This is a genomic window from Sulfitobacter sp. THAF37 (assembly GCF_009363555.1).
Lineage (GTDB): Bacteria > Pseudomonadota > Alphaproteobacteria > Rhodobacterales > Rhodobacteraceae > Sulfitobacter.
Genome location: NZ_CP045372.1, coordinates 2,252,915 through 2,276,087 on the forward strand (window position 1 = coordinate 2,252,915; position 23,173 = coordinate 2,276,087).

General features: G+C 63.4%; 25 protein-coding genes. 9 read left to right on the forward strand and 16 right to left on the reverse strand.

All coding sequences use genetic code 11. The features are described 5' to 3' along the window. Positions 1 to 215 precede the first annotated feature (215 nt). The 4 genes from FIU94_RS11015 to cyoD are packed head-to-tail and all read left to right on the forward strand — an operon-like array spanning position 216 to position 4,160. Positions 216 to 1,142, forward strand: coding sequence for a cytochrome ubiquinol oxidase subunit II (locus tag FIU94_RS11015; protein WP_254702516.1), 927 nt, complete (start codon positions 216 to 218; stop codon positions 1,140 to 1,142). Further along, a complete protein-coding gene (locus FIU94_RS11020; RefSeq protein WP_152465845.1) occupies positions 1,139 to 3,232 on the forward strand; it encodes a cbb3-type cytochrome c oxidase subunit I in 2,094 nt (697 codons plus the stop codon). Before FIU94_RS11015 ends, FIU94_RS11020 begins: the two co-directional genes overlap by 4 nt. Then, a complete protein-coding gene (locus FIU94_RS11025) occupies positions 3,229 to 3,858 on the forward strand; it encodes a cytochrome c oxidase subunit 3 (RefSeq protein WP_152465846.1) in 630 nt (209 codons plus the stop codon). Before FIU94_RS11020 ends, FIU94_RS11025 begins: the two co-directional genes overlap by 4 nt. Further along, positions 3,855 to 4,160 carry a cytochrome o ubiquinol oxidase subunit IV gene (cyoD, locus tag FIU94_RS11030; RefSeq protein WP_152465847.1) on the forward strand — a complete coding sequence of 102 codons (306 nt, stop codon included), beginning with the start codon at positions 3,855 to 3,857 and terminating at the stop codon, positions 4,158 to 4,160. The genes FIU94_RS11025 and cyoD overlap by 4 nt, the downstream gene beginning before the upstream one ends. 1 nt (position 4,161) lies before the next feature. On the opposite strand, the gene FIU94_RS11035 is transcribed toward cyoD, so the two are convergent. The 11 genes from FIU94_RS11035 to FIU94_RS11080 form a co-directional block, all read right to left on the reverse strand. Then, positions 4,162 to 5,697, reverse strand: a complete 1,536-nt coding sequence (locus tag FIU94_RS11035; protein ID WP_254702517.1) for a DHA2 family efflux MFS transporter permease subunit — start codon at positions 5,695 to 5,697, stop codon at positions 4,162 to 4,164. An 8-nt stretch (positions 5,698 to 5,705) separates the two neighbouring features. Further along, entirely contained in the window at positions 5,706 to 6,710 is a 1,005-nt protein-coding gene (locus FIU94_RS11040; protein ID WP_152465849.1) for an HlyD family secretion protein, read from the reverse strand. Positions 6,711 to 6,774: 64 nt separating this feature from the next. Continuing rightward, complete coding sequence (locus tag FIU94_RS11045) at positions 6,775 to 6,924, reverse strand: DUF3096 domain-containing protein (RefSeq protein ID WP_152465850.1); 150 nt, start codon at positions 6,922 to 6,924, stop codon at positions 6,775 to 6,777. Beyond that, a complete protein-coding gene (locus tag FIU94_RS11050; RefSeq protein WP_152465851.1) occupies positions 6,921 to 7,445 on the reverse strand; it encodes a DUF1269 domain-containing protein in 525 nt (174 codons plus the stop codon). The genes FIU94_RS11045 and FIU94_RS11050 overlap by 4 nt, the downstream gene beginning before the upstream one ends. A 31-nt stretch (positions 7,446 to 7,476) precedes the next feature. Next, a complete protein-coding gene (locus tag FIU94_RS11055; RefSeq protein ID WP_152465852.1) occupies positions 7,477 to 7,746 on the reverse strand; it encodes a 3-ketoacyl-ACP reductase in 270 nt (89 codons plus the stop codon). Between the two features lie 25 nt (positions 7,747 to 7,771). Continuing rightward, positions 7,772 to 8,554 (reverse strand): 3-hydroxybutyrate dehydrogenase, encoded by a 783-nt coding sequence (locus FIU94_RS11060; RefSeq protein ID WP_152465853.1) that lies wholly within the window; start codon positions 8,552 to 8,554, stop codon positions 7,772 to 7,774. Between the two features lie 30 nt (positions 8,555 to 8,584). Continuing rightward, the gene (locus FIU94_RS11065) at positions 8,585 to 9,322 is read right to left on the reverse strand and encodes an acetoacetate decarboxylase (RefSeq protein WP_152465854.1); all 738 of its coding nucleotides are present in this window, start codon (positions 9,320 to 9,322) and stop codon (positions 8,585 to 8,587) included. Next, complete coding sequence (locus FIU94_RS11070; protein ID WP_152465855.1) at positions 9,319 to 10,440, reverse strand: patatin-like phospholipase family protein; 1,122 nt, start codon at positions 10,438 to 10,440, stop codon at positions 9,319 to 9,321. Before FIU94_RS11070 ends, FIU94_RS11065 begins: the two co-directional genes overlap by 4 nt. Before the next feature lie 331 nt (positions 10,441 to 10,771). Then, on the reverse strand, positions 10,772 to 11,152 hold the full coding sequence (locus FIU94_RS21175) for an aldehyde dehydrogenase family protein (RefSeq protein ID WP_216643248.1): 381 nt from the start codon (positions 11,150 to 11,152) through the stop codon (positions 10,772 to 10,774). Further along, positions 11,047 to 11,904, reverse strand: a complete 858-nt coding sequence (locus FIU94_RS11075; protein WP_216643249.1) for an aldehyde dehydrogenase family protein — start codon at positions 11,902 to 11,904, stop codon at positions 11,047 to 11,049. The genes FIU94_RS21175 and FIU94_RS11075 overlap by 106 nt, the downstream gene beginning before the upstream one ends. A 39-nt stretch (positions 11,905 to 11,943) precedes the next feature. Beyond that, entirely contained in the window at positions 11,944 to 13,572 is a 1,629-nt protein-coding gene (locus FIU94_RS11080) for an FAD/NAD(P)-binding protein (protein WP_172975892.1), read from the reverse strand. A gap of 349 nt (positions 13,573 to 13,921) precedes the next feature. Between FIU94_RS11080 and FIU94_RS11085 the strand changes: the two genes are divergently transcribed. From FIU94_RS11085 to FIU94_RS11105, 5 genes are read left to right on the forward strand one after another with little or no spacing between them, the layout of a single operon-like run. Further along, positions 13,922 to 14,776, forward strand: a complete 855-nt coding sequence (locus tag FIU94_RS11085; protein ID WP_254702518.1) for a c-type cytochrome — start codon at positions 13,922 to 13,924, stop codon at positions 14,774 to 14,776. A 2-nt stretch (positions 14,777 to 14,778) separates the two neighbouring features. Next, entirely contained in the window at positions 14,779 to 17,337 is a 2,559-nt protein-coding gene (ctaD, locus tag FIU94_RS11090; RefSeq protein ID WP_152465858.1) for a cytochrome c oxidase subunit I, read from the forward strand. Next, positions 17,334 to 17,735: a hypothetical protein gene (locus tag FIU94_RS11095; RefSeq protein ID WP_152465859.1), complete on the forward strand. Its 402-nt coding sequence runs from the start codon at positions 17,334 to 17,336 to the stop codon at positions 17,733 to 17,735. Before ctaD ends, FIU94_RS11095 begins: the two co-directional genes overlap by 4 nt. Then, positions 17,732 to 18,304 (forward strand): cytochrome c oxidase assembly protein, encoded by a 573-nt coding sequence (locus tag FIU94_RS11100; RefSeq protein ID WP_152465860.1) that lies wholly within the window; start codon positions 17,732 to 17,734, stop codon positions 18,302 to 18,304. Before FIU94_RS11095 ends, FIU94_RS11100 begins: the two co-directional genes overlap by 4 nt. Then, complete coding sequence (locus FIU94_RS11105) at positions 18,301 to 19,278, forward strand: c-type cytochrome (protein ID WP_152465861.1); 978 nt, start codon at positions 18,301 to 18,303, stop codon at positions 19,276 to 19,278. The genes FIU94_RS11100 and FIU94_RS11105 overlap by 4 nt, the downstream gene beginning before the upstream one ends. A gap of 37 nt (positions 19,279 to 19,315) precedes the next feature. On the opposite strand, the gene FIU94_RS11110 is transcribed toward FIU94_RS11105, so the two are convergent. From FIU94_RS11110 to FIU94_RS11120, 5 genes are all read right to left on the reverse strand, one after another. Continuing rightward, a complete protein-coding gene (locus FIU94_RS11110) occupies positions 19,316 to 21,355 on the reverse strand; it encodes an ATP-dependent helicase (RefSeq protein WP_152465862.1) in 2,040 nt (679 codons plus the stop codon). A gap of 151 nt (positions 21,356 to 21,506) precedes the next feature. After that, the gene (locus FIU94_RS21010) at positions 21,507 to 21,761 is read right to left on the reverse strand and encodes a hypothetical protein (RefSeq protein WP_254702519.1); all 255 of its coding nucleotides are present in this window, start codon (positions 21,759 to 21,761) and stop codon (positions 21,507 to 21,509) included. Then, the gene (locus tag FIU94_RS21015) at positions 21,758 to 22,072 is read right to left on the reverse strand and encodes a hypothetical protein (protein ID WP_254702520.1); all 315 of its coding nucleotides are present in this window, start codon (positions 22,070 to 22,072) and stop codon (positions 21,758 to 21,760) included. Before FIU94_RS21015 ends, FIU94_RS21010 begins: the two co-directional genes overlap by 4 nt. A gap of 63 nt (positions 22,073 to 22,135) precedes the next feature. Further along, positions 22,136 to 22,435: a hypothetical protein gene (locus tag FIU94_RS21020; protein WP_254702521.1), complete on the reverse strand. Its 300-nt coding sequence runs from the start codon at positions 22,433 to 22,435 to the stop codon at positions 22,136 to 22,138. Positions 22,436 to 22,590: 155 nt separating this feature from the next. Continuing rightward, entirely contained in the window at positions 22,591 to 23,172 is a 582-nt protein-coding gene (locus FIU94_RS11120; protein WP_152465863.1) for an exopolysaccharide biosynthesis protein, read from the reverse strand. Position 23,173 lies beyond the last annotated feature (1 nt).

Below are 23,173 nucleotides of genomic sequence, written 5' to 3' on the forward strand. Positions count from 1 at the left end.
GCCGTGCGGGTCATCGCGCTGATCCCGAGAGGGCGCGTCGGCTTGGCCTTTTTGCGGTCTCTCACACTTGCCAAAAGCTCCGAAGTCGTTCAGCACCTGAACCCATCGGGGCGGACCGCGAAATGTATCGTCGAAGGCTGGCCCCGAAAACCTTCCGATGGACGGCTGCGGGGCAGAATTTGATGACTTTTCGGCAAATTTCCAGGGCCTTGCCCTTGGCTGGCTGTCTGGTCCTCGCGGCGTGCAGTCAGACGCGGGATACCTTCCTTGTGCCCGGCGGGCCGATCGCAGAGGCGCAGCGCGCCGAATTGATCCAGATCCTGGGGTGGACCCTGATCGCGATCGTGCCGGTTTTTCTGCTCGTGCCCATCCTCTTGCGCCGCTACCGCTATGGCAACGGTTCCGCGCGCTACACGCCGGACTGGGAAAGGTCGCCGCTGCTCGAAACGCTGATGTGGGGGGTGCCGCTGGTCATCGTGACGATCCTGTCGGTACAACTCTACCGCACGACCCACGCGCTTGACCCCTACAAGCCCATCGCATCCGGCAATCCGCCCCTGCGGGTCGACGTTGTCGGGCTTGATTGGAAGTTTCTGTTCATCTATCCCGATCTCGGCATCGCCACGGTCAATGAACTGGCCTTCCCCGAGGAAACCTCGGTCGCATTGGACCTGACGACCGACACGGTGATGCAGTCCTTCCTGATCTCGGCCCTGGCGGGGCAGATCTATACAATGCCGGGGATGCGCACCAGGCTGCATATCCTCGCCGACGACCCCGGCAGCTTTGAGGGAGAGAATACGCAGTTCAACGGCGACGGCTTTGCGGATCAGAAGTTCCGTGCCATCGCAATGGCCCCGACCGATTTCGACGCCTGGGCGGCACGGGTCAGGTCGGGCGGCCAGCCGCTGACGCAGGCCAGCTATGCCGAGCTTGCCGAAGCTTCCTCCGGTGCAGAGGCGCAGCGGCGGCTGGGGGCAGAGGGACTGCCCGAGGGCGTCGTTCATTTCTCATCCGTCGAGGGCGACCTCTTTGAGACCATCCTGCACCGCTACATGCACGGGACGGCTGTGCCGCCCTCCGCCCAACCCGGCGCGGTCGGTTACGATCCGCAGACCACCCTCGGGAAGCAGACCCAATGACCGACACCCTATTTGGCCGCCTGGACCTGTCGTCCTTGTCCCTCTGGCATGCCATCCAGACCCCGACGCCCAGCGAGCTGATCGCGGCAGGGGCTGCGATGGCAGTCATACTGGGCGGGTTCGGGGTGCTGGCTCTGTTGACCTGGTTCCGGCTGTGGGGGCCGCTGTGGCGCAATTGGCTGACCAGCGTGGATCACAAGCGCATCGGGATCATGTATTGCGCGCTTGCGTTGATCATGCTGGCCCGCGGCGTCATCGAGGGTGTGCTGATGCGCAGCCAGCAGGCATTCGGCCTGCATGGCGGATTCCTGACGCCGGAGCACTTTTCCCAGCTCTTCAGCACCCATGGCACGATCATGATCTTCTTTGTGGCGATGCCCTTCATCGCCGGGGTGATCAACTATGTCATGCCATTGCAGATCGGCGCGCGGGACATGGCCTTTCCGGTGATGAACCAGATCAGCCTCGGGTTGACGGCGACAGGCGCGGCGCTGGTGATGATCAGCCTTGTGCTGGGCCAGTTCTCGACCGGGGGCTGGGCCAACTACCCGCCCTACACGGGCGCTGATTTCCAACCCGGCCCTGGGCCGGACTATTGGATCTGGTCCATCGTGCTGGCGGGGATCGGGACAACGCTGTCGGGGATCAACTTTGCCGTCACGATCTACAAGGAGCGGGCGCCGGGGATGCAGTTCCTGCGCATGCCGATCTTCTGCTGGACCGTGATCTGCACCTCTATCATCATGGTTTTCGCCCTGCCGCCATTGACCGTGGCCGCACTGATGCTGGCCGCCGACCGGTACCTCGACTTCCATTTCTTCACGAACGACCTTGGCGGCAACATGATGAACTACGTCAATCTATTCTGGCTGTTCGGCCATCCGGAGGTCTACCTGCTGGTCATCCCCTGCTACGGCATCTTTTCCGAGGTTATCCCGACATTTTCAGGCAAACGGATCTATGGCTACATGTCGATGGTCTATGCCACCATGTCGATCGCCGTGCTCAGCTTCTGCGTCTGGCTGCACCATTTCTTCACCATGGGGCAAAGCGCCAATATCAATGCCGCCTTCGGCATCGCGTCGATGGCCATCGCCGTGCCTACGGGCGTAAAGACCTACAATTGGCTGGCCACGCTCTTTCGCGGGCGGGTGCGTATGACGGTGCCGATGATTTATGCGATCGGGTTCTTCTACCTGTTCGTAATCGGCGGCCTGACCGGGGTGATGCTGGCCAACCCGGTGATCAGCTATCAGGTTCACAACACGCTGTTTCTGGTGGCGCATTTCCACAACGTGATCATTCCCGGCGTGCTTTTCGGGCTGCTGGCGGGCTATCATTTCTGGTTCCCCAAGGCATTCGGTTTCCGCCTGGATGAACGCTGGGGAAGGGCGGCGGCGTGTCTATGGATTGCGGGGTTCTCCTTTACCTTTCTGCCGCTTTACTGGCTGGGCCTGCAGGGCATGCCGCGCCGGTCGGCCACCTTCAGCGATCCGGCATTTCAGCCGGTCATGTGGCTGGCGCTGTTCGGCGCGGCGCTGATCCTCGCGGCGCTGACCTGTCTGGCGGTGCAGCTGTGGGTCAGTATCCGGAACCGCGACCATCTGGCCGTACCGCTGGGCGATCCGTGGAATGGCCGTGCGCTGGAATGGTCGATCCCGTCGCCGCCGCCGGCCTACAATTTCGCCGTGCTGCCGCAGGTCGCGGCGCGCGATGACTTCGCCATGGCCAAGGCGGACGGCCGCACCTTCGCTGAACCCGACGCATACGAAGACATCGAGATGCCCGACAACACCGCAATCGGGATGATCGTCTGCGTCTGCGCGACCCTGATGGGACTGGCGCTGGTGTTCTGGATTTGGTGGCTGGCTGTCCTGTCCTTTGCCGTGATGCTCGTCGCGCTGATCGGGCGCACCTTCCGGGTCGTCACCACACATGTCATCCCCGCGGCCGAAATTGCCGCCGCGCATCGCGCGTGGCTCGCCAGGGTTCAGGCCGCGCCAGCCGTGAGCCGGCGTGACGAAACCCGCGAGAGAAACCGAGGCCGCGCAATGCTGGAACGACCCACCACACCGGAGGCCGCGGAATGACGACGTCGAACTTGCACCCCGGACCCAACCTCGGCGATCATCACGGCGAGGCGCACTACGGGGCCGAAGCCATCGTCTTCGGCTTCTGGGTCTTCCTGATGAGCGATCTGGTGATCTTCGGTCTGGTCTTCGCCTCCTATCTCACGGTTGCAAACCAGATGGGCATGGCGGGCGGCCCCGGACCTGCCGAAGCCTTCGACCTGCGCAGCGTCTTTGTCCAGACCATGATCCTGCTCACCAGCAGCCTGACCTTCGGGTTCGCCACCCTGGCGATGCGGTGCAATCACGGGCGGGCGGCGATTGCGCGCTGGTTGGCCGTTTCGCTCTTGCTGGGCATAGGGTTCCTCACGTTGGAACTGCGCGACTTTGCCCATATGATCGACGTGGGCGCGGTGCCCCAGCGCAGCGGTTTCTGGTCCGCATTCTGGGGGCTGGTGCCGCTACACGGGGTGCATGTCGCGTCGGGCTGTCTGTGGATCGGCGTGATGCTGGCGCAAATGGCGGTGCTAGGTATGATCCCGGCGGTCAAGACGCGCATTTTGCGGCTTGGCCTCTTCTGGCATTTCCTCGACCTCATCTGGGTCGCGATCTTCTCCATCGTCTATCTCGGAGGGCTGATGCCATGAGCGATCCCGATTATCGCCGCGAAATGCGCTTTTACCTCGCCGGTTTCGGTCTCGCGCTGACCCTAACGCTGGTGCCCTTCGGGCTGGTTTATTGGGAACTGATGCAGGGCAGGGCACTGGCGGCGACCATTGCCGTGCTCGCCGTGGCCCAGATCGTGGTCCACTTGCGGTTCTTCCTGCATATCGACCTGTCCAGCCAGAAGCGTGAAGACCTGCAACTGATCCTGTTCACCATCCTGCTTCTGGGTATCATGGCGTTCGGGACGATCTGGATCATGGGCAACCTCGCAACGCGAATGTAGCTCAATGTGCCGCCACCGGGGCGGCGGCCGCCCTGGGCCTTTGCAGGATCAGAACCACCGGCAACATCGCAAAGGCCGCAACCCCGGTCAGCCAGAAGGCGTCCTGAAACGCCAACAGGCTGGCTTGCTGCTGGACCAGTCCGGCGATCCGTGCGGCCCCCTCGGCCGAGCCCGGGTCGAGGTTCAGCGGCGCAAGATAGCTGCGGGCGGCGGCGTCGAAGGGCGTGATGCCCGAGGCCAGCGTGGCGTAGTGAAACTGCATCCGGCTGGCGACCTGCCAGCCCACCAGCGCGATCCCCACGGACGAGCCGAGCGAGCGGGTCACGCCGTAAATGCCCGAAGCTTCGTCCTGCCGGTCCGAGCCGATGTTCTGGAAAGCGAGGGTGGACATCGGCACAAAGAACAGCCCCATCCCGAGGCCCGACACCACGCCGGGCCAGGCCAGGTTCCAGAAGCCGGCATCAAGGTTCAGCAGGCCCAGCAGGATGTTGCCCGCACCCGTCAGGATCAGCCCCATCACCAGCAACTTGCGCGGATCGAACCGCGTGACCAGCACCGACCCGGTCAGCACCATCGAGAACCCCGCCGCGATCCCGCGCGGGATGAACAGCATCCCGGCGTCCAGAACCGGATAGCCCAGAAGCCCTTGCACGAATAGCGGCAGGATCGCGATGGACCCGAACATGGCCACGCCGAAACCCAGGATGGCGACGTTCGCCCCGGCAAAGCTGCGGTCGCGAAACAGCGAGAAGTCGATGATGTTGTCAGATTTGCGCCGACCGCGGACAATGAAGCTCACCGCGCAGCCGATCATCGTGATCGCGGCGACCTGGATAAGCTTGGACGCAAACCAGTCGTGGGTTTCTCCCAGGTCCAGCATGAGTTGAAGCGACGCGATGGCGCCGACCATCAGTGCCAGACCCAACCAGTCGACTTCGATCCGCTTGGTGTCCTCCGACCTCAGCTCGCCCGACATCATGGTCAGCGCGAAGGCGGCGATGGGAAGGTTGACGTAGAAGACCGCCCGCCAGGAGAAATACTCGGTCAGAAGCGCGCCGATGGTCGGCCCCAGCACCGGGGCAACAACCACACCGAGGCCGAAAAAGGCCATGGCCTGACCGCGTTTCTCTCTCGGGAAGCTGTCGAACAGGATGGATTGCGACAGCGGGATCAGGAAAGCGCCGAAGATGCCTTGCCCCAAGCGGCAGGCGACCATGATCTCGACGCTCCATGACAGCCCGCAGAGCGCCGAGAAGGTGGCGAAACCGACAATGGCCGAGATGATCAGCCGCCGCCGCCCGATCCGGCGGACGAAGAACCCCGTCAGCGGCATGACCACGACGGAGGCGACGATATAGCTGGTCAGGATCCAGACGGTCTGATCGTTGGTGATGCCAAAGGCCGCCTGGATCTGCGGCAGTGCCACGTTGACGATGGTACTGTCGAGCACTTCGAGCACCGCGGTCAGCACCACGGCCAGCACGATGGTCCAGCGCACCGCCGGGGCGGTGCCGACCGGGGAATCGGGTGTCGTCAAGGCCGGGGTCATTTTCCGTCATCCAGCCCCGAGGTGTCCACGGTCACGCTGGTGCTTGCTCCGACGCGCAGTTGCATCGCCGGATCGTCCGGGCGGCCATCCAGGCTGATGCGGACAGGAAAACGCTGTGTGACCTTGACCCAGTTGCCGCTCGCGTTCTGTGGCGGCAGCAGCGAGAACACCGCGCCGGAGCCCGCGCCGAGGCTTTGAACCTTGCCGTCAAGAGTCAGTCCGGGGTACATGTCGATGTCGATCTTCACCGGCTGATCTGGGCGCAGGCGGGTCAGATCGGTTTCCTTGAAATTCGCGTCGATCCACCAATGGCCGTCTTCGACCAGAGAGAACAGCGGTGCGTTCGGGGCCACCAGCCTGCCGGGGCGCAGGTCGAGGTTGGCGACCCAGCCAGCAACGGGCGCCGTCACCTGCGCCCGCGCAAGGTTGATTTTTGCGAGGGTCAGTTCGGCATCCGCGGCCCGCACGGCGGCATTGTCCTTGCCGGGATCGCCGGCCCGTTCCTGTGCCGCCGCCAGCGCGGATTGCGCGTTGTCGAGCGCGGCTTTTGCCTGATCCCGCGTGGCGGTCGCCTGATCCATCGCAGCCTGCGCCACGTCGCCCAGCTTGAAGAGCTTTCCTGTCCGGTCGTAAGCGTCCTGTGCATCGGTCAGGACCGCGCGGGCGCTGTCGACCTGCGCCGATACTGCGGAAAGATCGGTGATCGCGGCGCTGCTTTGCTGGACGGCGGCGTCGTAACTGGCCTGTGCCGCCATCACCCGCGCCTCCAGGTCGTCAGTGACGATCTGGAACAACAGGTCGCCCGCGTTCACATACTGGTTTTCGGACACGGCGACCGTTTTGATCTCGCCGCCGACCTGGGGTGCGATGGTCAGCACATTGGCCTTGAGATAGGCGTCGTCCGTAGAGGGATGGATACGTTCGTGCTGCCACCACATCCATAATCCGCCAGCGACGGCGGCAACGGCGACAAGCAGGAAGATCGACTTGAGGTGTTTCATCGCGGGACCTGTCGAAAACGGGCGGGCCCCGTTGCTGGGGTCCGCGACCGGGTGAGTCGGGCGCTCAGGCGCCGAAGAGATGGGGGAACAGTCCGGCCAACCCAAAGAGGATCAGGTAGCCGGCGATGACGTAGTTGAGAACCCTCGGGACGATCAGGATCAGCACCCCGGCAATCAGTGCCAGCAGCGGCTGGACAAGCACAACAGTGGTCATGCCTGTTCCGGCGCCTTCGCACCGACCTCTGCCTTGTGCGCGTCGTCAAAGGCGCGCCGCAGGTGGTTCTCGGCGTCCCGGTCAAGATTGGTGCGCAGCACCCGACCGCCATGTTCGCCCAGCCGCTCGATGACCCTGTCCGACGCATTGGCACGGACCATCATGAACAGCGCGGCCTGACCCGGTTTCAGGACCTCGCCCACCTGCTTCATGAAGTCGTCATTGATCCCGTAGTCTGTCAGCGCGCCCGACAGCGCACCCGCTCCGGCACCGACTGCCACGCCAAGCAGCGGGTTGAAGAAGATCATCCCGACCAGCAGGCCCCAGAAGGCGCCCCCCGCTGCCCCGGCGGTCCACATGTTGACCATCTGGTTCAGTTTGACGTTGCCGTCCATGTCCGCGACGGCGACGACCGCGTCGGCCACGTCGACCAGATATTCGCGGGCCATGTTCATGAGGTCCGTGCGGGCCTCTTCCGCTTTTTCGGGTGTTTCGTACCCGATGACGATCAGTTCGGACATGATATTCTCCTTTTCAGTCCTTGTTCGAATTTCAGTAGGATGCGGTATGGGTGGTGTCGAAACTGTCGATCCACTGCCGCACGGAGCGTTCAAGGTTGCTGATGCGCTGGCCGTGGGCTTCGGCGTCCGCGATGTCGCCGTTCAGGCGCGCCTGCAGTCGGTTGTAGCGGTCCCTCAGCTCCTTCGCGGTCAGGTGCATAGAGTCGTGGTGCAGATGCGCCTCTTCGCGAAGCCTTGCTTCCGCCGCATGGATCTTGGTGCCGAGCGTTTCGAGACGCTCGTGGAGGGTGTCGTCCGTCATGTCAGGTTTCCTTGTCCCGAAAGGATCAGTTCATGTACCAGCCGTGGCTGACGACCAGCGATTGGCCGGTCAGCGCGTTGGTGGGGAAGGCGGCAAAGAAATGCGCCACTTCGGCCACGTCCTCGATGGTGGTGAACTCCTGATCGACGGTCTCGCCCAGCATCACCTTGTTGACGACCTCCTCTTCGGAGATGCCCAAATCGCGCGCCTGCTCGGGAATCTGCTTCTCGACCAGCGGCGTCTTGACGAAACCGGGGCAGATCACGTTGGCGCGGATGCCGTGCTTCGCCCCTTCCTTGGAGATGACGCGGGCGAGGCCCAACAGCCCGTGCTTGGCGGTTACATAGGCCGATTTCAGCGCGCTGGCTTCCTTCGAATGCACAGAGCCCATGAAGATGATCGCCCCCGATCCGGCCTTCTGCATATGCGGCATCACCGCCTTAGAGGTCAAAAAGGCACCGTCCAGGTGGATCGACAGCAGTTTCTTCCATTCGCCCAAGGGGAAATCCTCGATCGGGTGGACGATCTGCACGCCCGCATTGGAGACAAGCACGTCGATCCTGCCCCATGTCTCGATGACCTTCGCCACCCCGGCGTTCACCTGGTCCTCGTCGGTCACGTCCATCTCGACGGCCATTGCTTCGCCGGGACCTGTCGCGGTCAGGTCGTCCGCGGTTTTTTGCGCCGTGTCCAGTTTCAGGTCGGCAATGACGACCCTGGCCCCGTCCGCAACATAGCGTTTGGCGATGCCGTGGCCGATGCCGCTGGCGGCGCCGGTGATGATGCAGACTTTGTCTTTCAGGTTCATGATCCTGTCTCCTTGTTTTGATGTGATGGTTCAGGCCAGATAGTCGTGAACGACGTCGCCCAGGCCCAGTGTCAGATCGGTCATCAGGTGAACTGCGCCGAGGACCTCGCGCACCGGCAGATCGGCCACCGGGGCCAGCGCGTGCTGGTGCAATTCCAGGCCCGCCGGTCCTTCCCACGCGCCTTTCAATGTCACGTCCACCGTGTAGTAGCGCACCAGTTCACAAATGCGCGGGGTGCAATCCACATGCGGAATGATCTTGAGCATGAAGTTCGGCGCCGCGAACCCCTTCAGAACGGTGTCGTGGTCCAATTCGCGGTGCTTGTAGCCCATCGTCCCGGTCGCCACCCGGACAGAGCCGACGTCGAGCGTGCCGACAAGCGTGTCCTTTTCGACCCGCAGCGCCGGATCGGCGAGCTTTTTCGGGAAACCCCAGATCTCGCGGCCTCCGGCGATCGGCGCATCATCGTTCAGGAACATGGAATGGACGTAGCCGCCCGCGACGCCGTCTAGCGTGACCGGGATCACCTGGCCGCTTTCGGTGTAATCGCCAAACCCCGTGGAGTCCGGCATGCGGATGAATTCATATTTCACCAGCGGCTCGGGGATCTCCAGCGGCTCGGGCACGACGCGGCGCAGGGCCTCCATGTCGGTGCAGTAGGTGATCGTCAGGAATTCGCGATTGACGAAACGATAGGGCCCCTTCGGATAGGACGGGCTGGTTACGGGCATCGCAAAGGCATTCGCGACCAGGTCGGACATTTTCATCGGGAGGCTCCTTGTTCTTCGCGTGTTCCGAGGTCAAAGACCTGAAGACCGTCGGTTCCCACGCAGCGTGATTTCCAGGTTTGGTGTGACAGCGTGCGGGCGACATCCTCGCGGCCCGCGGCCCAGTGGTCGGCCATCGACTGGCGCGAGAATTCGTAGTCCTTGCCGCTGCCCTCGAACCCTTCCTTGCGGTGGATGAGATGGACCAGAGTGATCGGGCAGGACGGACCGGCCCCGCGCAGGACCGCCAGATCGGGATCGTCCTGTAAGGCTTCGGGCAGTTTTGCGGCAAACCGTTCCGCCGCGCTGCGCAGCGCGTGCAGATCGCGGTAGCGGTCGGTGGTAAGGCGGGTCCGGCTGGAGTAGCGGATGTCCTTCTCGCGCTGCTGGACTTCGATGATGTCCACAGGCAGCCTGTCGCGGGCATTGAAGAGATCGACCTGAAAAACGCAGAGCGGTTTTTCGCCTTTGGCCTCTTCCATCACGTATTGCAGCGGCGTGTTCGACACGAGGCCCCCGTCCCAGTACCAGCGCCCGTCGATCTCGACCGCCGGAAAGCCCGGGGGCAGGGCACCGCTGGCCATGATATGGCGCGCGTCGATACGGGAGGTGCGGCTGTCGAAATAGGTGAAGTTGCCGGTTTCGACGTCGGTTGCGCCGACGCAAAGCCTGGGACCGCCGTTGTTGAGAAGATCGAAATCGAACAGTTCGTTCAATGTCGCCGCAAGGGGGGTGGTGTCATAAAAGCTCAGGCTCGGATGCGGTGCGAAGGGCCAGTAGGTCGTGGGCAGTCGCGGCGCGAAGAAACCGGGCGCGCCGGCCATGGACACTTCGGCAGCTGCCAGTTCCGAAAAGGCACGCCGGAGGGTGCCGCCATGAAACGGGACGGTCATGGCCAGATTCGACGTGATCCTGTTCCAGAACGTCTCCAACGCGGCAATACGGCTGCCCTGGCGGTTCCCGCATATGAGCGCGGCATTGATCGCGCCGATTGAAATCCCGGCCAGCCAGTCAAACGAGAACCCGGCCTCGTCGAGGGCCGAAAACGCCCCGGCCTGGTAGGCACCAAGCGCGCCGCCGCCCTGAAGGACCAATGCATTCAATTCTGTCGAGGGCATGTCGATCAATCCTTTCAGGCGTGGCATCTTGCCGGTGACGGACATCTAGGATCGCACTTCGGCGCCAACCTTTCGGCAAGTTTACATTCGCGACAGGTTCGCCAAATGCTTTGAAAAAAAAGAAAAAACCCGCCACCTTCGGTGACGGGCATTCGCGGTTCCGGGCCGGGCACGGGTCAGTTCCCCGTCAACCACCCTCGCCGGTTATCGTCGGATGGCGGGACCCCGCCATATACCGCGTCACAGGCTTTCTGTTCGAAGGCGCTGACATTTGCCTCGTGCCGGTGATTGGCCGGCGCGTCGGAGTTGAGTTAGCTGCAGAATGCCGTGATCATAATATCTTTGACGTCCGCATGCGTGGCGTCTGGACAGTGGGCGCGGATGTGTTGGGCCAACTCATGAAGCGAATGAACGTCAAGCTCGCCGGTTCCGACGGTCCTGGCCAGCTTTGAAGGTCAAGAGGTCTTGCCGAGGCGGACGCACGGATCGCCGGTCGGTGACGGCGTTCGCTCGCCCGTTTCACGTCCGTCGAGAAGATACCGCCACCAAGGCCATAGCGGCTGTCGTTGGCGATCCGCGTCGCATCCCCGTCATCCTTGGCCCGGATCACCGAGGCCACGGGGCCGAACAACGCGTCTTCGCAGGCGGGTTGACCGGGCGCGACGTCGACAAGAACGGTTGCAGGATAGTATGTGCCTTGACCGTCTGGCACTTCGCCGCCGCACAAGCACCTTCACGCCTTTCGCCACACTTTCCTCGACCTGCTGGGCAACGACGCCCGGCTCGCTCGCTGCCAGTCATGGTGGCGCCGCGCACCTGATCATTGGCGATGACCCGGTCGGACTGGTCGTAGGCGACCACCAGAGCGGTGAACAGGGTCTCCGGCAGATTGGCGCGGCCCATCAGGTTGCGCAGGAACAGACCGCTTCCCGTGCAGCTCGAACCGTGTTTGAGCAGGACGTCGTTTCCGATCATCAGGTTGGCGACGGCGTATCGGATGACTTGGCAGCACGGGAAATTCCAGCACTGAATGCCATGGATCGTGCCGATCGCTGCATAAGTGATGACGCCCTGACCTTCGGGAATGCCGCGTTTCTCTTCCGCCAGTTCTTTCGAACCCTGCCCGGCTGTGAAATCGCGGATCGCTGCGCAACGGTCGAATTCATTGCGGCTGTCGCCGATCAGCCTACCGATCTCGCGGGTCATGAGCTGCGCAAAGTCCTCCTTGCTGTCACGACGTGCTTCCCCGATCGCCTTGATCTTCGCTGTCCGGTCTTCCCGCGAGACAAGGCGCCGTCGATCGAAGGCGTCGTGGCAGGCCTGGATCGCGGCTTCGACCTGTTGACCCGACATGAGATCATAGGTGTCGATGACGTCGCCGTTGGTGGGATTGATGGTCTTGATTGCGTGTTCCTCGTTCGCTGTGGTCAGGAGGCCAACCCGACCCGGTCGAGATGTTTCCATGACAGTCGCGAAGGTGACCCGAGTGGGCAGCACGTATCGTTAGTAGAGCCAAGAAAGAACGCCCCTGGCCCATCTTTCAGACGACGCGCCGAAGCAATCGTGCAGGCTGTCCGCCGCGATTACGCTGCCAAGGGCGAGACGTCCCAGAAGGCTCAAGCCTTGCACGGGCTTGCCGTCGTCGCCAATCAACCGCCCGTCGGACGCCGTGTGGGCCCCCAGGTCTTCCAGCGTCGTGAGGTTTCCATCCGCGATCAGCCCGCAGATCAGGGCTGACTCCACCCGCTGCGGAACCGGAGGGGGCAGGACGGCGTCGATCATGACCGTCGCGGTCACGCTGCGGTCCCGGACTTTCAGCTGCCAGCCGGTGTCTATCGGCGAAATATCGGGGTCGCGGGCCCATTCGGTGGATACGATACCGGCGTCCATCAGAGCCATCAGTTCTCGGCAGGCGCTGACCGGCGGCCCGTAGGAGTAACGCTTGAGGCCCTCATCGAACCCCACAATCGCCGCGGCCGTGGCAGGGGGCGTATCCGTCGGGTTGTAGGCCTGCCGCAACGGATCCTGCCACTTGCGCCAGAGTTGACCGACGCCATAGCCAATCGACGGCGGGCTGACGCCCTCCGCCATTGCCACCCCGTTCATCAGGACTTCCAACGCCGAGGCATCCTCCTGGCAGCCTGGATCTGACCATTCACGCCCCAGCCAGTCGCACACGGCAGAATGGCTGTCTTCTGTTCCGAAGGTCGCCAATATGCGCGATACGGGCGAAGCGAGCGCTCCTGTCAAATGGGCCTGCGCCGCTTCAGCCGTGCCTGTCGAAGCTTTGGACACGGCCTTTCTGAAGACGCCTGTTTCGTCTGGTGTCGGCTCATATCGGACGTCGATTTCACCGGTGGCAGGTTTGGGATAGGGCGGTTTGCCGTCTATCGAAAAGGGCACGATGCAGGCCGGTTCCCGACCGGACGCGACGTACTGCCCGCCGATGAAGCGGCCGCCCTGACCAACTGTCAGAACGCGGATGACGTCGAAGGATGACAGGGCAAAGCCCCTTATCGCGACTGCCTGACCGGACCACTCGTCGGCCGCCTTTTCCAGCAACCGTGCCGGATAGGCAGCGGCGAGCGTTCCGCCGTGGTCGGCTGCATGGGCCTTCCATTCGGCCAGTTGATCGTCGGGCCGGGTCGGCGGCTGGCCCGGGACCATCAGTATTTCTGCGTAAGGTCCGTGAGTGCTGGACCCCGCGCGGACATGCCAGGTAGCGCCGTCGCGTTGAAGGCTCTCAACCTGTTGGGGGTAGTGCCGGATCTTCAATGTTGTCGCAGCGTCTTTCAGCTTGGCAAATCGCTGTTCAAGATACTGTCCCAACTCTGCGCGCGGCGGAAAGTCATCTTCGCCGATCCGGCGGCCCAGCCATTGTGCAAACGGGGCAAAGTCGAGCGCCTCTGGCCGACGCAGGTCAATCTCCCGCAGGGGAGTATTCAGCAGACAGTGCCGAGGCTCCCGCGGGTCGAAATTGGGGCCCGCGCCCGGCTCGGGATAGATATCGAAGATGTCGACTTCTACACGAACCCCGCGCGCCGTCGCGCAGTCGGCGAGGGCTTCCAGCGCCCCCAGACCGCGAGGACCCAGCCCGATGATCGCAATTTTCTGAAATGCCCGTTTCGCCAAACGTCCTGACCCAATGTCGAATGTCGCAGGCTGTTCGAGTGTCGCCGCGAGATTGATTTGCTTCGCCCCGTCATAGCATGGCCGAGATAGAACACGTATCGTTCGCTTGGAAACAAGGCTAGTCCGCAGGCAAAGCCGACAATCGCTCGGTCTTGGAACTTTTCGCCCGCTTGTTCGTTTCGAAGGGATGAGCGCACGCTGGCACGGGCGGGACACGGGCTGTCATCCGACGGGTAGGACACTTTTCGTTATCTTTCTTTTCACCGCGCTGGCAGGTTGCGGACGCGAACAGTCTGCTCTCAATCCTGCCGGCTACGACGCGTCCTCCATATCTTTGCTTTTCTGGACCATGCTCGGCGGGGCAGTCGTCCTGTGGCTGCTGGTCAACGGTGCCTTCTACTACATGTCCAGCGTACGGCCCGGTGCGGTCGACAAGCGTCATGCCCGCCACATCCTGATCGGCGGCGGGATCATCCTGCCCGTGGTCGTCCTCACCGCCCTGCTGGCTTGGGGACTGAGTATCCTGCCGGACCCACGGCGCCCGGGCGACGGCCTGGTCGTAAGGGTGACGGGTGAACAATGGTGGTGGCGGGTCGAATACTGGCCGAAAGGGGCAGATAGGCCGGTGGTCTCTGCCAACGAAATCCGCCTACCCGTCGGACAGCGGACCGAAATCCATTTGACATCCGACAAGGTCATCCACTCCTTTTGGATCCCTGCGCTTGGCGGAAAGATGGACATGTTTCCGGGCCGCGACACGATGATCAGCCTGCTACCCGAACGGGCGGGCACCTATCGCGGCCAGTGCGCCGAGTTCTGTGGTGCGTCGCATGCTTGGATGGCGTTCGCCGCAGTGGCGATGGAGCCTGGCGAATTCGATGCTTGGCTTGAGGCGGAGGCCGCCGATGCGGCGGCCCCTCAGGAAGAAGCGGCGCAGCGGGGCCAAGAGGTGTTTCTTGCTGAGGGGTGCGGTGCCTGTCATGCGATCCGCGGCACAGCGGCGGTCGGGCTGGTCGGGCCGGACCTGACGCATGTCGGCAGCCGCAAGACACTCGGGGCCGGACGTTCCAGCATGACGCTGGAAAACCTCGAAGCCTGGATCGCGCATACAGAGGATCTGAAGCCCGAGGTCAAAATGCCCAGCTATGACCTTTCCGGAACGGATCTGACAGATCTGTCCCAATATTTGAACGGATTGAAGTGACGATGCGAAAGAGCGGGCTGCCCGAACCGACAGGACCCTATCCGCCAACGGAGGCAATGCTGGCGGAGCCGGTGCCGGATGACGTGCAGCGTGCGCAGGAGGATCGCCTTCGCAAAGTATGGGAGACGCCGAAGGGCTGGCGCTATTGGTCGGCCGTCAACAACTCCGAGGTCGGCAAGTGGTATTGCCTGACGGCTCTGGCGTTCATGTTGCTGGCGGGCGTCATGGCGCTTGTGATCCGGCTGCAGCTAATCGTGCCCGAGAACGACCTGATCTCGGCCGACCGATTCAACCAGCTCTTCACGATGCATGGGTCGGCAATGATGTTCTTGTTTGCCGTGCCGATGTTCGAGGCCATCTCGATCCTGTTGCTGCCGGGCATGCTGGGGGCGCGCGACATGCCGTTCCCGCGGCTATCGGCCTTTGGTTACTGGTGCTTCCTGATCGGCGGCGTGTTCGTGATCGGGTCGATCTTCTTCGATGTCGCCCCGCGCGCGGGCTGGTTCATGTATCCGCCGCTGGCGACGAAGGATCCGGGTCCGGGGTCGGACATCTGGCTTCTGGGCCTGTCGTTCATCGAGGTCGCGTCGATCGCGGCAGCGGTCGAACTGATCGTTGGCACGCTAAAGTGCCGCCCGCCGGGGATGCGGGTCAACATCATGCCGCTTTATGCGTGGTATGTGCTGGTTGTCGGCGGAATGATCCTGTTCGCTTTCCCGCCGCTGATTGCGGGCGACTTCCTGTTCGAACTGGAACGGTCCTTCAACTGGCCCTTCTTCGACCCGACGCGGGGCGGGGACCCGATGCTCTGGCAGCACCTCTTCTGGATCTTCGGGCACCCGGAGGTCTACATCATCTTCCTGCCCTCGATCGCGATTGCGGCCATGGTGATCCCGACCGTCGCACGCCGACCGATCTTCGGCTATTCGTGGATCGTGCTCTCCGCTGTGGGCACAGGGTTCCTCTCGTTCGGGCTCTGGGTCCACCACATGTTCACCACCGGGCTGCCGTCGATCTCGCTCGGTTTCTTCTCGGCGGCGTCAGAGGCGGTGGTGATCCCGACCGGCATCCAGATATTTGCCTTTCTGGCAACGCTAATGGTCGGGCGGGTGAAGATGACGTTGCCGATGCTGTGGATCTCGGGCGCTCTGGCGATCTTCACCATGGGCGGGCTGACCGGCGTGATGCTGGCGCTGGCGCCCTTCGACTTTCAGGCGCATGACACATACTTCATCGTGGCGCATCTGCACTACACGCTTTTCGGGGGCATGGTCTTTCCAGTGATTGCGGGGGTCTATTATTTCTTCCCGTTCATCCAGAAGAAGAAGCTGTCGGACCGGCTGGGAAAGTGGGCATTCTGGCTGACCTTCACCGGGTTCAACCTGACTTTCCTGCCGATGCACCTGACCGGCCTCTGGGGCATGCCGCGGCGGGTCTACACATATCCGACCGGCCTTGGATGGGATGGGTTGAACATGATCTCGACCGTGGGGGCGTTCATCGTTGCCGCCGGCTTTGGCGTGTTCGTCTGGGATCTGATTCGTCCGAAGAAGGACCAGCCGCAGATCGAGCGGAACCCATGGGACGCCGGCACGCTTGAATGGTCGCATGACATCCCCGAGGAAGCTTGGGGCGTACGGTCCATCCCGCATGTCACCACGCGCTATCCGCTATGGGATCAGCCCGACATGGCCGCCCGGATGGATGCGGGTCGCTATTACCTGCCCGACGCCGAGGAGGGGAAGCGCGAGACGCTGATTACCTCCGTGATCGATGCGACGCCGGTGCAGGTGCAACGGGTCACGGGGCCTGCTTGGATCACACTGGCGGCGGCGGGGTTCACCGGCGGGGCGTTCATCTTTCCGACGTTCCACATGTATCCGCCCGCCATTGTCTGCGGCGCCTTCGCGGTGGTCTGTATCCTCTACTGGCTCTGGACCTCGACTGCGCGCCCGCCGGAAGCGGACGCCAAGGACGTGGGGCTGGGCCTGAAACTGCCGACCTATGCTGCCGGGCCGTCCTCGGTCGGGTGGTGGGCGATGTGGATCACGATGCTCGGTGATGCGACCGCCTTTGCCTCGCTCGTCTTCGGCTTCTTCTTCTATTGGACCGCCCAGCCGGACTTCCCCCCGGAAGGGGCCCTACATGCGGTGCCCGGTCTGGTCGCCCTTGCGGCGATGGGTTTTGCGGCAGGCTGGGGCCTGACCGTCTGTGCGCGACATCTGAACCGGGGCGGTGCCGTCATGGCCGCCCGGCTGTGTCTGGGGCTGTCGTCTTTGGCAGTGGCGGGCGGTGCGACCGCGCTGATCGGGTCGGTCACTCCGCTCAACCCCGAAGCGCATGTCTACCCCGCAACGCTCTGGGCGCTGGCGATCTGGATCGCCGTGCATGTCGGCGCCGGGGTCATCATGCTGCTTTACTGTCTGGCAGGGTCGATTTTTGGCAAGCTGACGCCGCGCTATGACGCGGATATCTGGAACGTCACGCTCTACTGGCACTTCGTCACGATCTCCGCCTTGGTGGTCTGTGCGATCCTGGGACTTGCACCGGGGGCGCTATGACCGACGATCAGCCGGAACGCCGGGAAGACGAGGCCGAGTTTTCGGAAGAACAGTCGAGCCTTCTGAAGATTACCATAGCCCCCACGCTTTGGGCCGGGCATTTCGTGATCTGCTATGCGCTGGTTGCCGTGACATGTGCCAAGGGATGGGATTTCCCGACCGTGCGTGCGGGGCTTCTGGCGATCAGCTGTCTTGTCGTCTGCGGGATCGGGTTCGTCGGTTGGAGGGCCTGGCGGCAGTGGAACGTCGAAGAAACCGGTGATTTCATCAACCGCCGGGGCAGGGCGGAAGACCGCCACCATTTTCTGGGACATGCGGCGTTCCTGCTGTCAGTGATCTCGGTCATCGGCGTGGGCTTCGTGGTCCTGCCGCTCTTCTTCATAGGGGGCTGCCAGTGAGACCGCTCTACCTCCTTCCTGCGGGTGCTCTGTTGGCTGGCATATGGCTGCTGCCCCTGTCGGGGGCGATGCCGGACTTTGCCCTTCACATGTTGCGGCACATGACACTGGTCGCACTGGCGGCGCCCCTTATCGTGATGGGCCTGCCGCAGCTGTTCCGGCGTATCAGGGTCGCGCCCCTCGCAGCGGCGCTGGTCGAATTCATCGTCGTCTGGGGGTGGCACCTGCCGGCCGCCCACGCGCTCGGGCGTTTAGGCGGCGTCGGGCTTGTCGTCGAACAGGGTAGTTTCCTGATCGTCGGGCTTTTCGTTTGGGCAGGGTGTCTGCGGACGGATCAGCCGTTGGCCGGGGCCGGGGGGCTTTTGCTGACCTCGATGCATATGACCCTGCTGGGCGCTTTGCTGGTGTTGGCCCCGCGCGACCTCTACGCCGAGATCTGCGGGACCGTGCCGAACCTGTCGGGTCAGCAGATCGGCGGGATGCTGATGCTGGCGATCGGGACGCCGGTCTATCTGGTCGCCGGGCTATGGCTTACGGCACAGGCGCTGAACGAAAGGGCTGCGACATGAGGAGGGTTCTGCTGACGTTTGCGGTCCTGGCGGGTTTCGGTCTGACCGGGGCGGCTGCGGTGATCGGGTTCGGGCTCTACAACGTGTCGGCCCACGCCGGGCATTGGCCGGGGGTGTCATGGGTCCTGCACACCACGTTTCGAAGTGCGGTCAAGCTGCGGGCCCCGGCGATGGAGGAGGTGCCGCCGCTGGACGATCCCGATCTGATCGCGCTTGGCGCCGGGCATTATGCGACAGCCTGCGCGATGTGCCACGGGGCACCGGACCGGCCGCGCAGCGCGACGATCCGGGCGATGGTCCCCGAGCCGCCGGAGATTGCCGAAGCGGTCAAGGACTGGCAGCCGAACGAACTGCACTGGATCGTGCAGAACGGTGTGAAGATGAGCGGGATGCCGGGGTGGCCGGTGACGGACAGGCCTGATGAGGTCTGGTCGGTGGTCGCGTGGCTGATGACGGTCCGGGGCGGAACACCGAGCCCCGTGCCGCAGACCTCTGAGGCGGAGGCATATTGCCGGACCTGTCATGGCACGATCAGCGGGCCGGTGCCACGTCTGGACATCCTCGGCCCCGACTACATCGCGGATCAGATGGCTGCTTATCGCGGTGGTTTCCGTCCAAGCGGGATCATGGAGCAGGCGATGTCCATGGTGCCCGAGGATCAGGACGCGGAGCTTGCTGCGGCCCTGTCGACGCGCGGGGCGGGTGACTCACCGTCCGGGCCTGGTGTGGCCAACAGCAAGGGGGCCGTTCTGGCGGCCAAGGGATCGCGGGACGTTCCCGCCTGCGTCGCGTGTCACGGCGCGGATGCCTCCAAGGGGCCGCGACTGGCCGGTCAGAACGAAGCCTATATCGCCGACCAGCTTCACCTCTGGCGGGATGGCGTGCTGGATCACAACAAACTGATGGCCGCCGCAGCCATCGAATTGACGGATCAGGAGATCGCCGATCTCGCGGCGTATTTCTCCGGCCGTTGACCGCAGTTGGGGCGCGGGGACTACGCGATAAACCGGGTCAATCCCACATCGCCGTCATCTGCGCCGCCACGTTGATCCGCCCGGGCGCGGTGGCAGAGGCTCCTGCGACTGGGGCGGGTGCCCAGCTGAAGCACTCGAACTTGTCGAGCATGGTCTTGGGTATGAACCGTGTCCGCATCGCGTAGACATGCCGGTCGCCGTTGCGGATCTGCTGAGTGACATAGAACCGAAGCGGAACGGCGAGGGTCAGGCGATCCTTTGCGCGGGTCATCGCGACATAAAGCAGGCGACGTTCCTCTTCGAGCTCGGCGGTTGAACCGGTGCCAAGATCCGAGGGAATGCAGCCGTCGACCGCGTTGAGAAGATAGACGGATTTCCATTCCTGCCCCTTCGCGGAATGGATCGTCGACAGGACAAGGTAATCCTCGTCCTTCAGCGGAATGCCGGATTGATCGCTGGTCGCATCGGGCGGATCGAGCGTGAGCTCGGTCAGGAACTTTTCGCGCGACGGATAGCCCGCAGCGATCTGTTCCAGTTGCAGCAGATCGGCGCGCCGCGCCTCGGCGTCTTCGTGGAGACGGTCGAGATGCGGATCATACCAGGCCCGCGCCAACCCGATGGCCGCGGGCCAGTCGGCCTTGGTCATGACGGCCCCGACAAAGGCGGGCCAGTCGGCGGCGGCCCGGGCAGGAGGCTCGACCGTGTCCAGGACCAGCCCGGTATCCGCGGAAAGGTCGATTGCGTCGAGGATACGGCCCGCCGCGACCGGCCCGATGCCCGGCAGGAGGTGCAGGACACGGAACCCAGCCACGCGGTCGCGCGGATTCTGGGCGAACCGCAGCATGGCCAGCAGGTCCTTGACGTGTGCGCTGTCAAGGAACTTGAGCCCGCCGAACTTCACGAAGGGCACATTGCGCCGGGTCAGTTCAACCTCCAACTGGCCGGAATGGCTGGCAGTGCGGAAGAGGACGGCCTGATCCTTCAGGGCCGTGCCCCTTTCGCGGTCTTCCAGCACCTTATCGACGATATAGCGGGCCTGTTCGGTTTCGGACTGGACGGTGACGAGCCGGGGCTTCTCGGATGAAGCGCGTTCGGTCCAGAGATCCTTGGTGAACCGCTCGCGTGCCTCGCCGATCACCGCGTTTGCTGCGTCGAGGATCGGCTTGGTTGCCCGGTAGTTGCGGTCGAGGGTCACGACATCGGCTGCGGGCGTGTAGGCGGACGGAAAGTCGAGGATATTGCGCACGGTCGCGGCCCGGAAGGCATAGATCGACTGCGCATCGTCGCCCACGACCGTCAGCCCCCGACCATCCGGCTTCATCGCCTTGAGGATGCGCGCCTGAAGCCGGTTTGTGTCCTGATATTCGTCAATCAGAACGTGGTCCCACTGTGCCCCGATGAAGGCGGCAAAATCCGCGTCGGACATGACCTGTGCCCAGGCCAACAGCAGGTCGTCGTAGTCGAGAACGTTCTGTTCCTGCTTGGCACGGACGTAGGACCCAAAGAGCTGTTTCAACTCGGCCTCCCAGGTGATGCACCATGGGAAGTGATCCTTCAGTGTGTCCACCAGCGGCTCCTCTGCGTTCACGACGCGAGAATAGATGGCGAGGCACGTGCCCTTGGCCGGGAAGCGCTGCTCGGCCTTCGATAAGCCCAGCCCGTGACGGCAGAGGTTCATCAGGTCGGCGCTGTCTTCCCGGTCATGGATAGTGAAATCCGGGTTCAATCCGATCCCCAAGGCGTGTTCCCGCAGCAGGCGGGCGCCGATGGCGTGAAAGGTGCCGGCCCAGGCCAGCGCCCCGGCAGCATAACCGGTGCCCATGGCGTGGGTCGTGATCCGTTCGACCCGGCGGGTCAGTTCTGTTGCCGCGCGGCGGGAAAAAGTCATCAGGAGGATGCGCCGGGGGTCCGCCCCGTTTACCAGCAGATGTGCCACCCGGTGCGCCAGCATGTTGGTCTTGCCGGACCCGGCGCCGGCGATGACCAGCAGCGGAGGGGGCAGGGCGGCATCGCCGACCCCATGGCACACGGCCTTGCGCTGGTTATCGTTCAGCTTGTCCAGATAGCCTGTCTGCATGGTCCTGCGCCCGCCCCGCCCCGCTTCGGTTTGCACGCAGGTTAACAGAGATCGAACATAGGGTGAACATTAATGTGGCAACGGTCACGCTGATATTAGTGCCCGTGGCGATCAAAGGATGCGGCGAGCCTTGGTTGTCGAGCGTCGCGACCTATTGCTCCGGAAGCGCCCAAGTCATCACCGCGTGCCCACCGGGCGTCTCCATGAAGTGGTGACCCCTGGCGGTCACCATCACATATCGCCGCCCATCGACTTTGTAGATGATTGGGGTCGCCTGACCACCGGCAGGCAGGACGGTCGACCAGAGTGTCTCGCCGGTTTCGATGTCGATGGCCCGGATGCTGCCATGGGGCGGGGGGGGGCACGGCACGCCGGTCACATCGTTGCGTTGTTGCCCGGCGTTCACGGCGATGCCGTAGGTGGATTTGGCCTGCGGATCGGCGGGCCCTCCAGTGCCACCTTCGCCTGCGCCCCGCTGCTCGGTTTGGAAACGAAATCAGGCTCGATCTCGCCCGTGGGCAGATCGGTCAATTCGCCAACAGGAGTCAGCGGCGCGCCGGTTTCGCGGTTCAGGATGTAAATGTCGTCCTGTCTGGACGGCAGCAGCACGGCGGGGGTGGCCCGATAGTCCAGCAGCGTCGCCTGCAATCCAAGGTCATAGTCCCAGACGTCTTCGCCGGTTGTCACATCGATGGCGACGAGAGACAAGCCAGTCATTTTCGGCCTCGCTGCGATCCGAGCTTGGTCGTCGGCGGAGGGGTTGCCGAACGGAAGGTAAACCTAGCCCAGCTCTTCTTCTGCCACGCCTGCGCTCCACATGTTCGGGGTGCCGCGGGTGTAGGTTTCGCCTTCGGTCGGGCCATCGCGGTTCTGCTCTGGCGCGGCAAGGTCACATGCCCGGGCCAGGTCGCCGGTGATGGCGTCGTAGCCGAGGATGACGCCCGAGCGTGCATCCTTGGACTGGCCGTCCTTGACCTGTGCGCCGGTCACGATGACGCCACGCGTGATCTGCGACAGCGGCGAACAGTGGGTCGTGCGGGTGTCGCCGCCATAGTAGGGCCAGTCGGCCCCGACCGTCATGTCGGGCTGCGGACCGTCAGTGGCCGACGCTTCGGTAGCGGTGTCGCCGCGAAGAGGCCGCGCGCGGGAACGAGGCCTCGCGACGCCTCAAGGGGTGAACGGCAGCGTAACGGAGTGGTTCCGCACGGCTACGTTTGGGACGCAAGGATCGCGGGTCAGAGCAAGTAGAAGGTCACCGGGACAACGCTCAGGAAACACAGGGCAATCAGCAGCAGGATTCCGTCGCGGGTGAGGAGGCCCGCCGCGAAACAGGCGATGACGGCCGATGCGATCGAGCCGGATGTAGGCACGACCTCCATGAAAGGCATGAAAAGGGTCAGGCCAAGGACGAGGATCATGGGAAGCCATAACCACGGTCGGTGAAACAGAAAGGACATGCGCGGTCTGAGAACCTTTTCGATCCGCAGGACGACGGGTCGTAGCCAGCGGATGCCCTGTTGCAGTTTGTCGGTGTCAAGACGGCGTTTCGTGATCAGATGGGGCAGCCAGACGCTTCTGCGACCGACCATCATCTGCACCACCAAGATGAACGCGATGACTGCCACCACGGCGGTGACGCCGGGAATTGCGCTGGCTGGAGAGGTGGAGATCAGGCTGAAGACCAGCAGAAGCGAGGCAAAAGACGCATGGCCCAAGGCGTCGATGATCTTCTCGACACTCACCTTGTCGCCATCGGCGACGCCCTCGAGCTTGTCGAGAACGTCGCTTATCGCGTGATCAGAAGTGTCTTGCTGCACA

What these genes read in the sequence shown, in the direction of transcription:
- FIU94_RS11025 (WP_152465846.1), top strand. Translation starts at nt 3,229, where the DNA reads ATGACGACGTCGAACTTGCACCCCGGACCCAACCTCGGCGATCATCAC.
- FIU94_RS11070 (WP_152465855.1), bottom strand. Translation starts at nt 10,440, where the DNA reads ATGCCCTCGACAGAATTGAATGCATTGGTCCTTCAGGGCGGCGGCGCG.
- FIU94_RS21015 (WP_254702520.1), bottom strand. Translation starts at nt 22,072, where the DNA reads ATGACTGGCTTGTCTCTCGTCGCCATCGATGTGACAACCGGCGAAGAC.
- FIU94_RS11065 (WP_152465854.1), bottom strand. Translation starts at nt 9,322, where the DNA reads ATGAAAATGTCCGACCTGGTCGCGAATGCCTTTGCGATGCCCGTAACC.
- ctaD (WP_152465858.1), top strand. Translation starts at nt 14,779, where the DNA reads ATGCGAAAGAGCGGGCTGCCCGAACCGACAGGACCCTATCCGCCAACG.
- FIU94_RS11075 (WP_216643249.1), bottom strand. Translation starts at nt 11,904, where the DNA reads ATGGAAACATCTCGACCGGGTCGGGTTGGCCTCCTGACCACAGCGAAC.
- FIU94_RS11110 (WP_152465862.1), bottom strand. Translation starts at nt 21,355, where the DNA reads ATGCAGACAGGCTATCTGGACAAGCTGAACGATAACCAGCGCAAGGCC.
- FIU94_RS11020 (WP_152465845.1), top strand. Translation starts at nt 1,139, where the DNA reads ATGACCGACACCCTATTTGGCCGCCTGGACCTGTCGTCCTTGTCCCTC.
- FIU94_RS11045 (WP_152465850.1), bottom strand. Translation starts at nt 6,924, where the DNA reads ATGACCACTGTTGTGCTTGTCCAGCCGCTGCTGGCACTGATTGCCGGG.
- FIU94_RS11060 (WP_152465853.1), bottom strand. Translation starts at nt 8,554, where the DNA reads ATGAACCTGAAAGACAAAGTCTGCATCATCACCGGCGCCGCCAGCGGC.
- FIU94_RS11095 (WP_152465859.1), top strand. Translation starts at nt 17,334, where the DNA reads ATGACCGACGATCAGCCGGAACGCCGGGAAGACGAGGCCGAGTTTTCG.
- FIU94_RS11040 (WP_152465849.1), bottom strand. Translation starts at nt 6,710, where the DNA reads ATGAAACACCTCAAGTCGATCTTCCTGCTTGTCGCCGTTGCCGCCGTC.
- FIU94_RS11085 (WP_254702518.1), top strand. Translation starts at nt 13,922, where the DNA reads ATGCTCGGCGGGGCAGTCGTCCTGTGGCTGCTGGTCAACGGTGCCTTC.
- FIU94_RS11105 (WP_152465861.1), top strand. Translation starts at nt 18,301, where the DNA reads ATGAGGAGGGTTCTGCTGACGTTTGCGGTCCTGGCGGGTTTCGGTCTG.
- FIU94_RS21020 (WP_254702521.1), bottom strand. Translation starts at nt 22,435, where the DNA reads ATGACGGTCGGGGCCGACTGGCCCTACTATGGCGGCGACACCCGCACG.
- cyoD (WP_152465847.1), top strand. Translation starts at nt 3,855, where the DNA reads ATGAGCGATCCCGATTATCGCCGCGAAATGCGCTTTTACCTCGCCGGT.
- FIU94_RS11055 (WP_152465852.1), bottom strand. Translation starts at nt 7,746, where the DNA reads ATGACGGACGACACCCTCCACGAGCGTCTCGAAACGCTCGGCACCAAG.
- FIU94_RS11050 (WP_152465851.1), bottom strand. Translation starts at nt 7,445, where the DNA reads ATGTCCGAACTGATCGTCATCGGGTACGAAACACCCGAAAAAGCGGAA.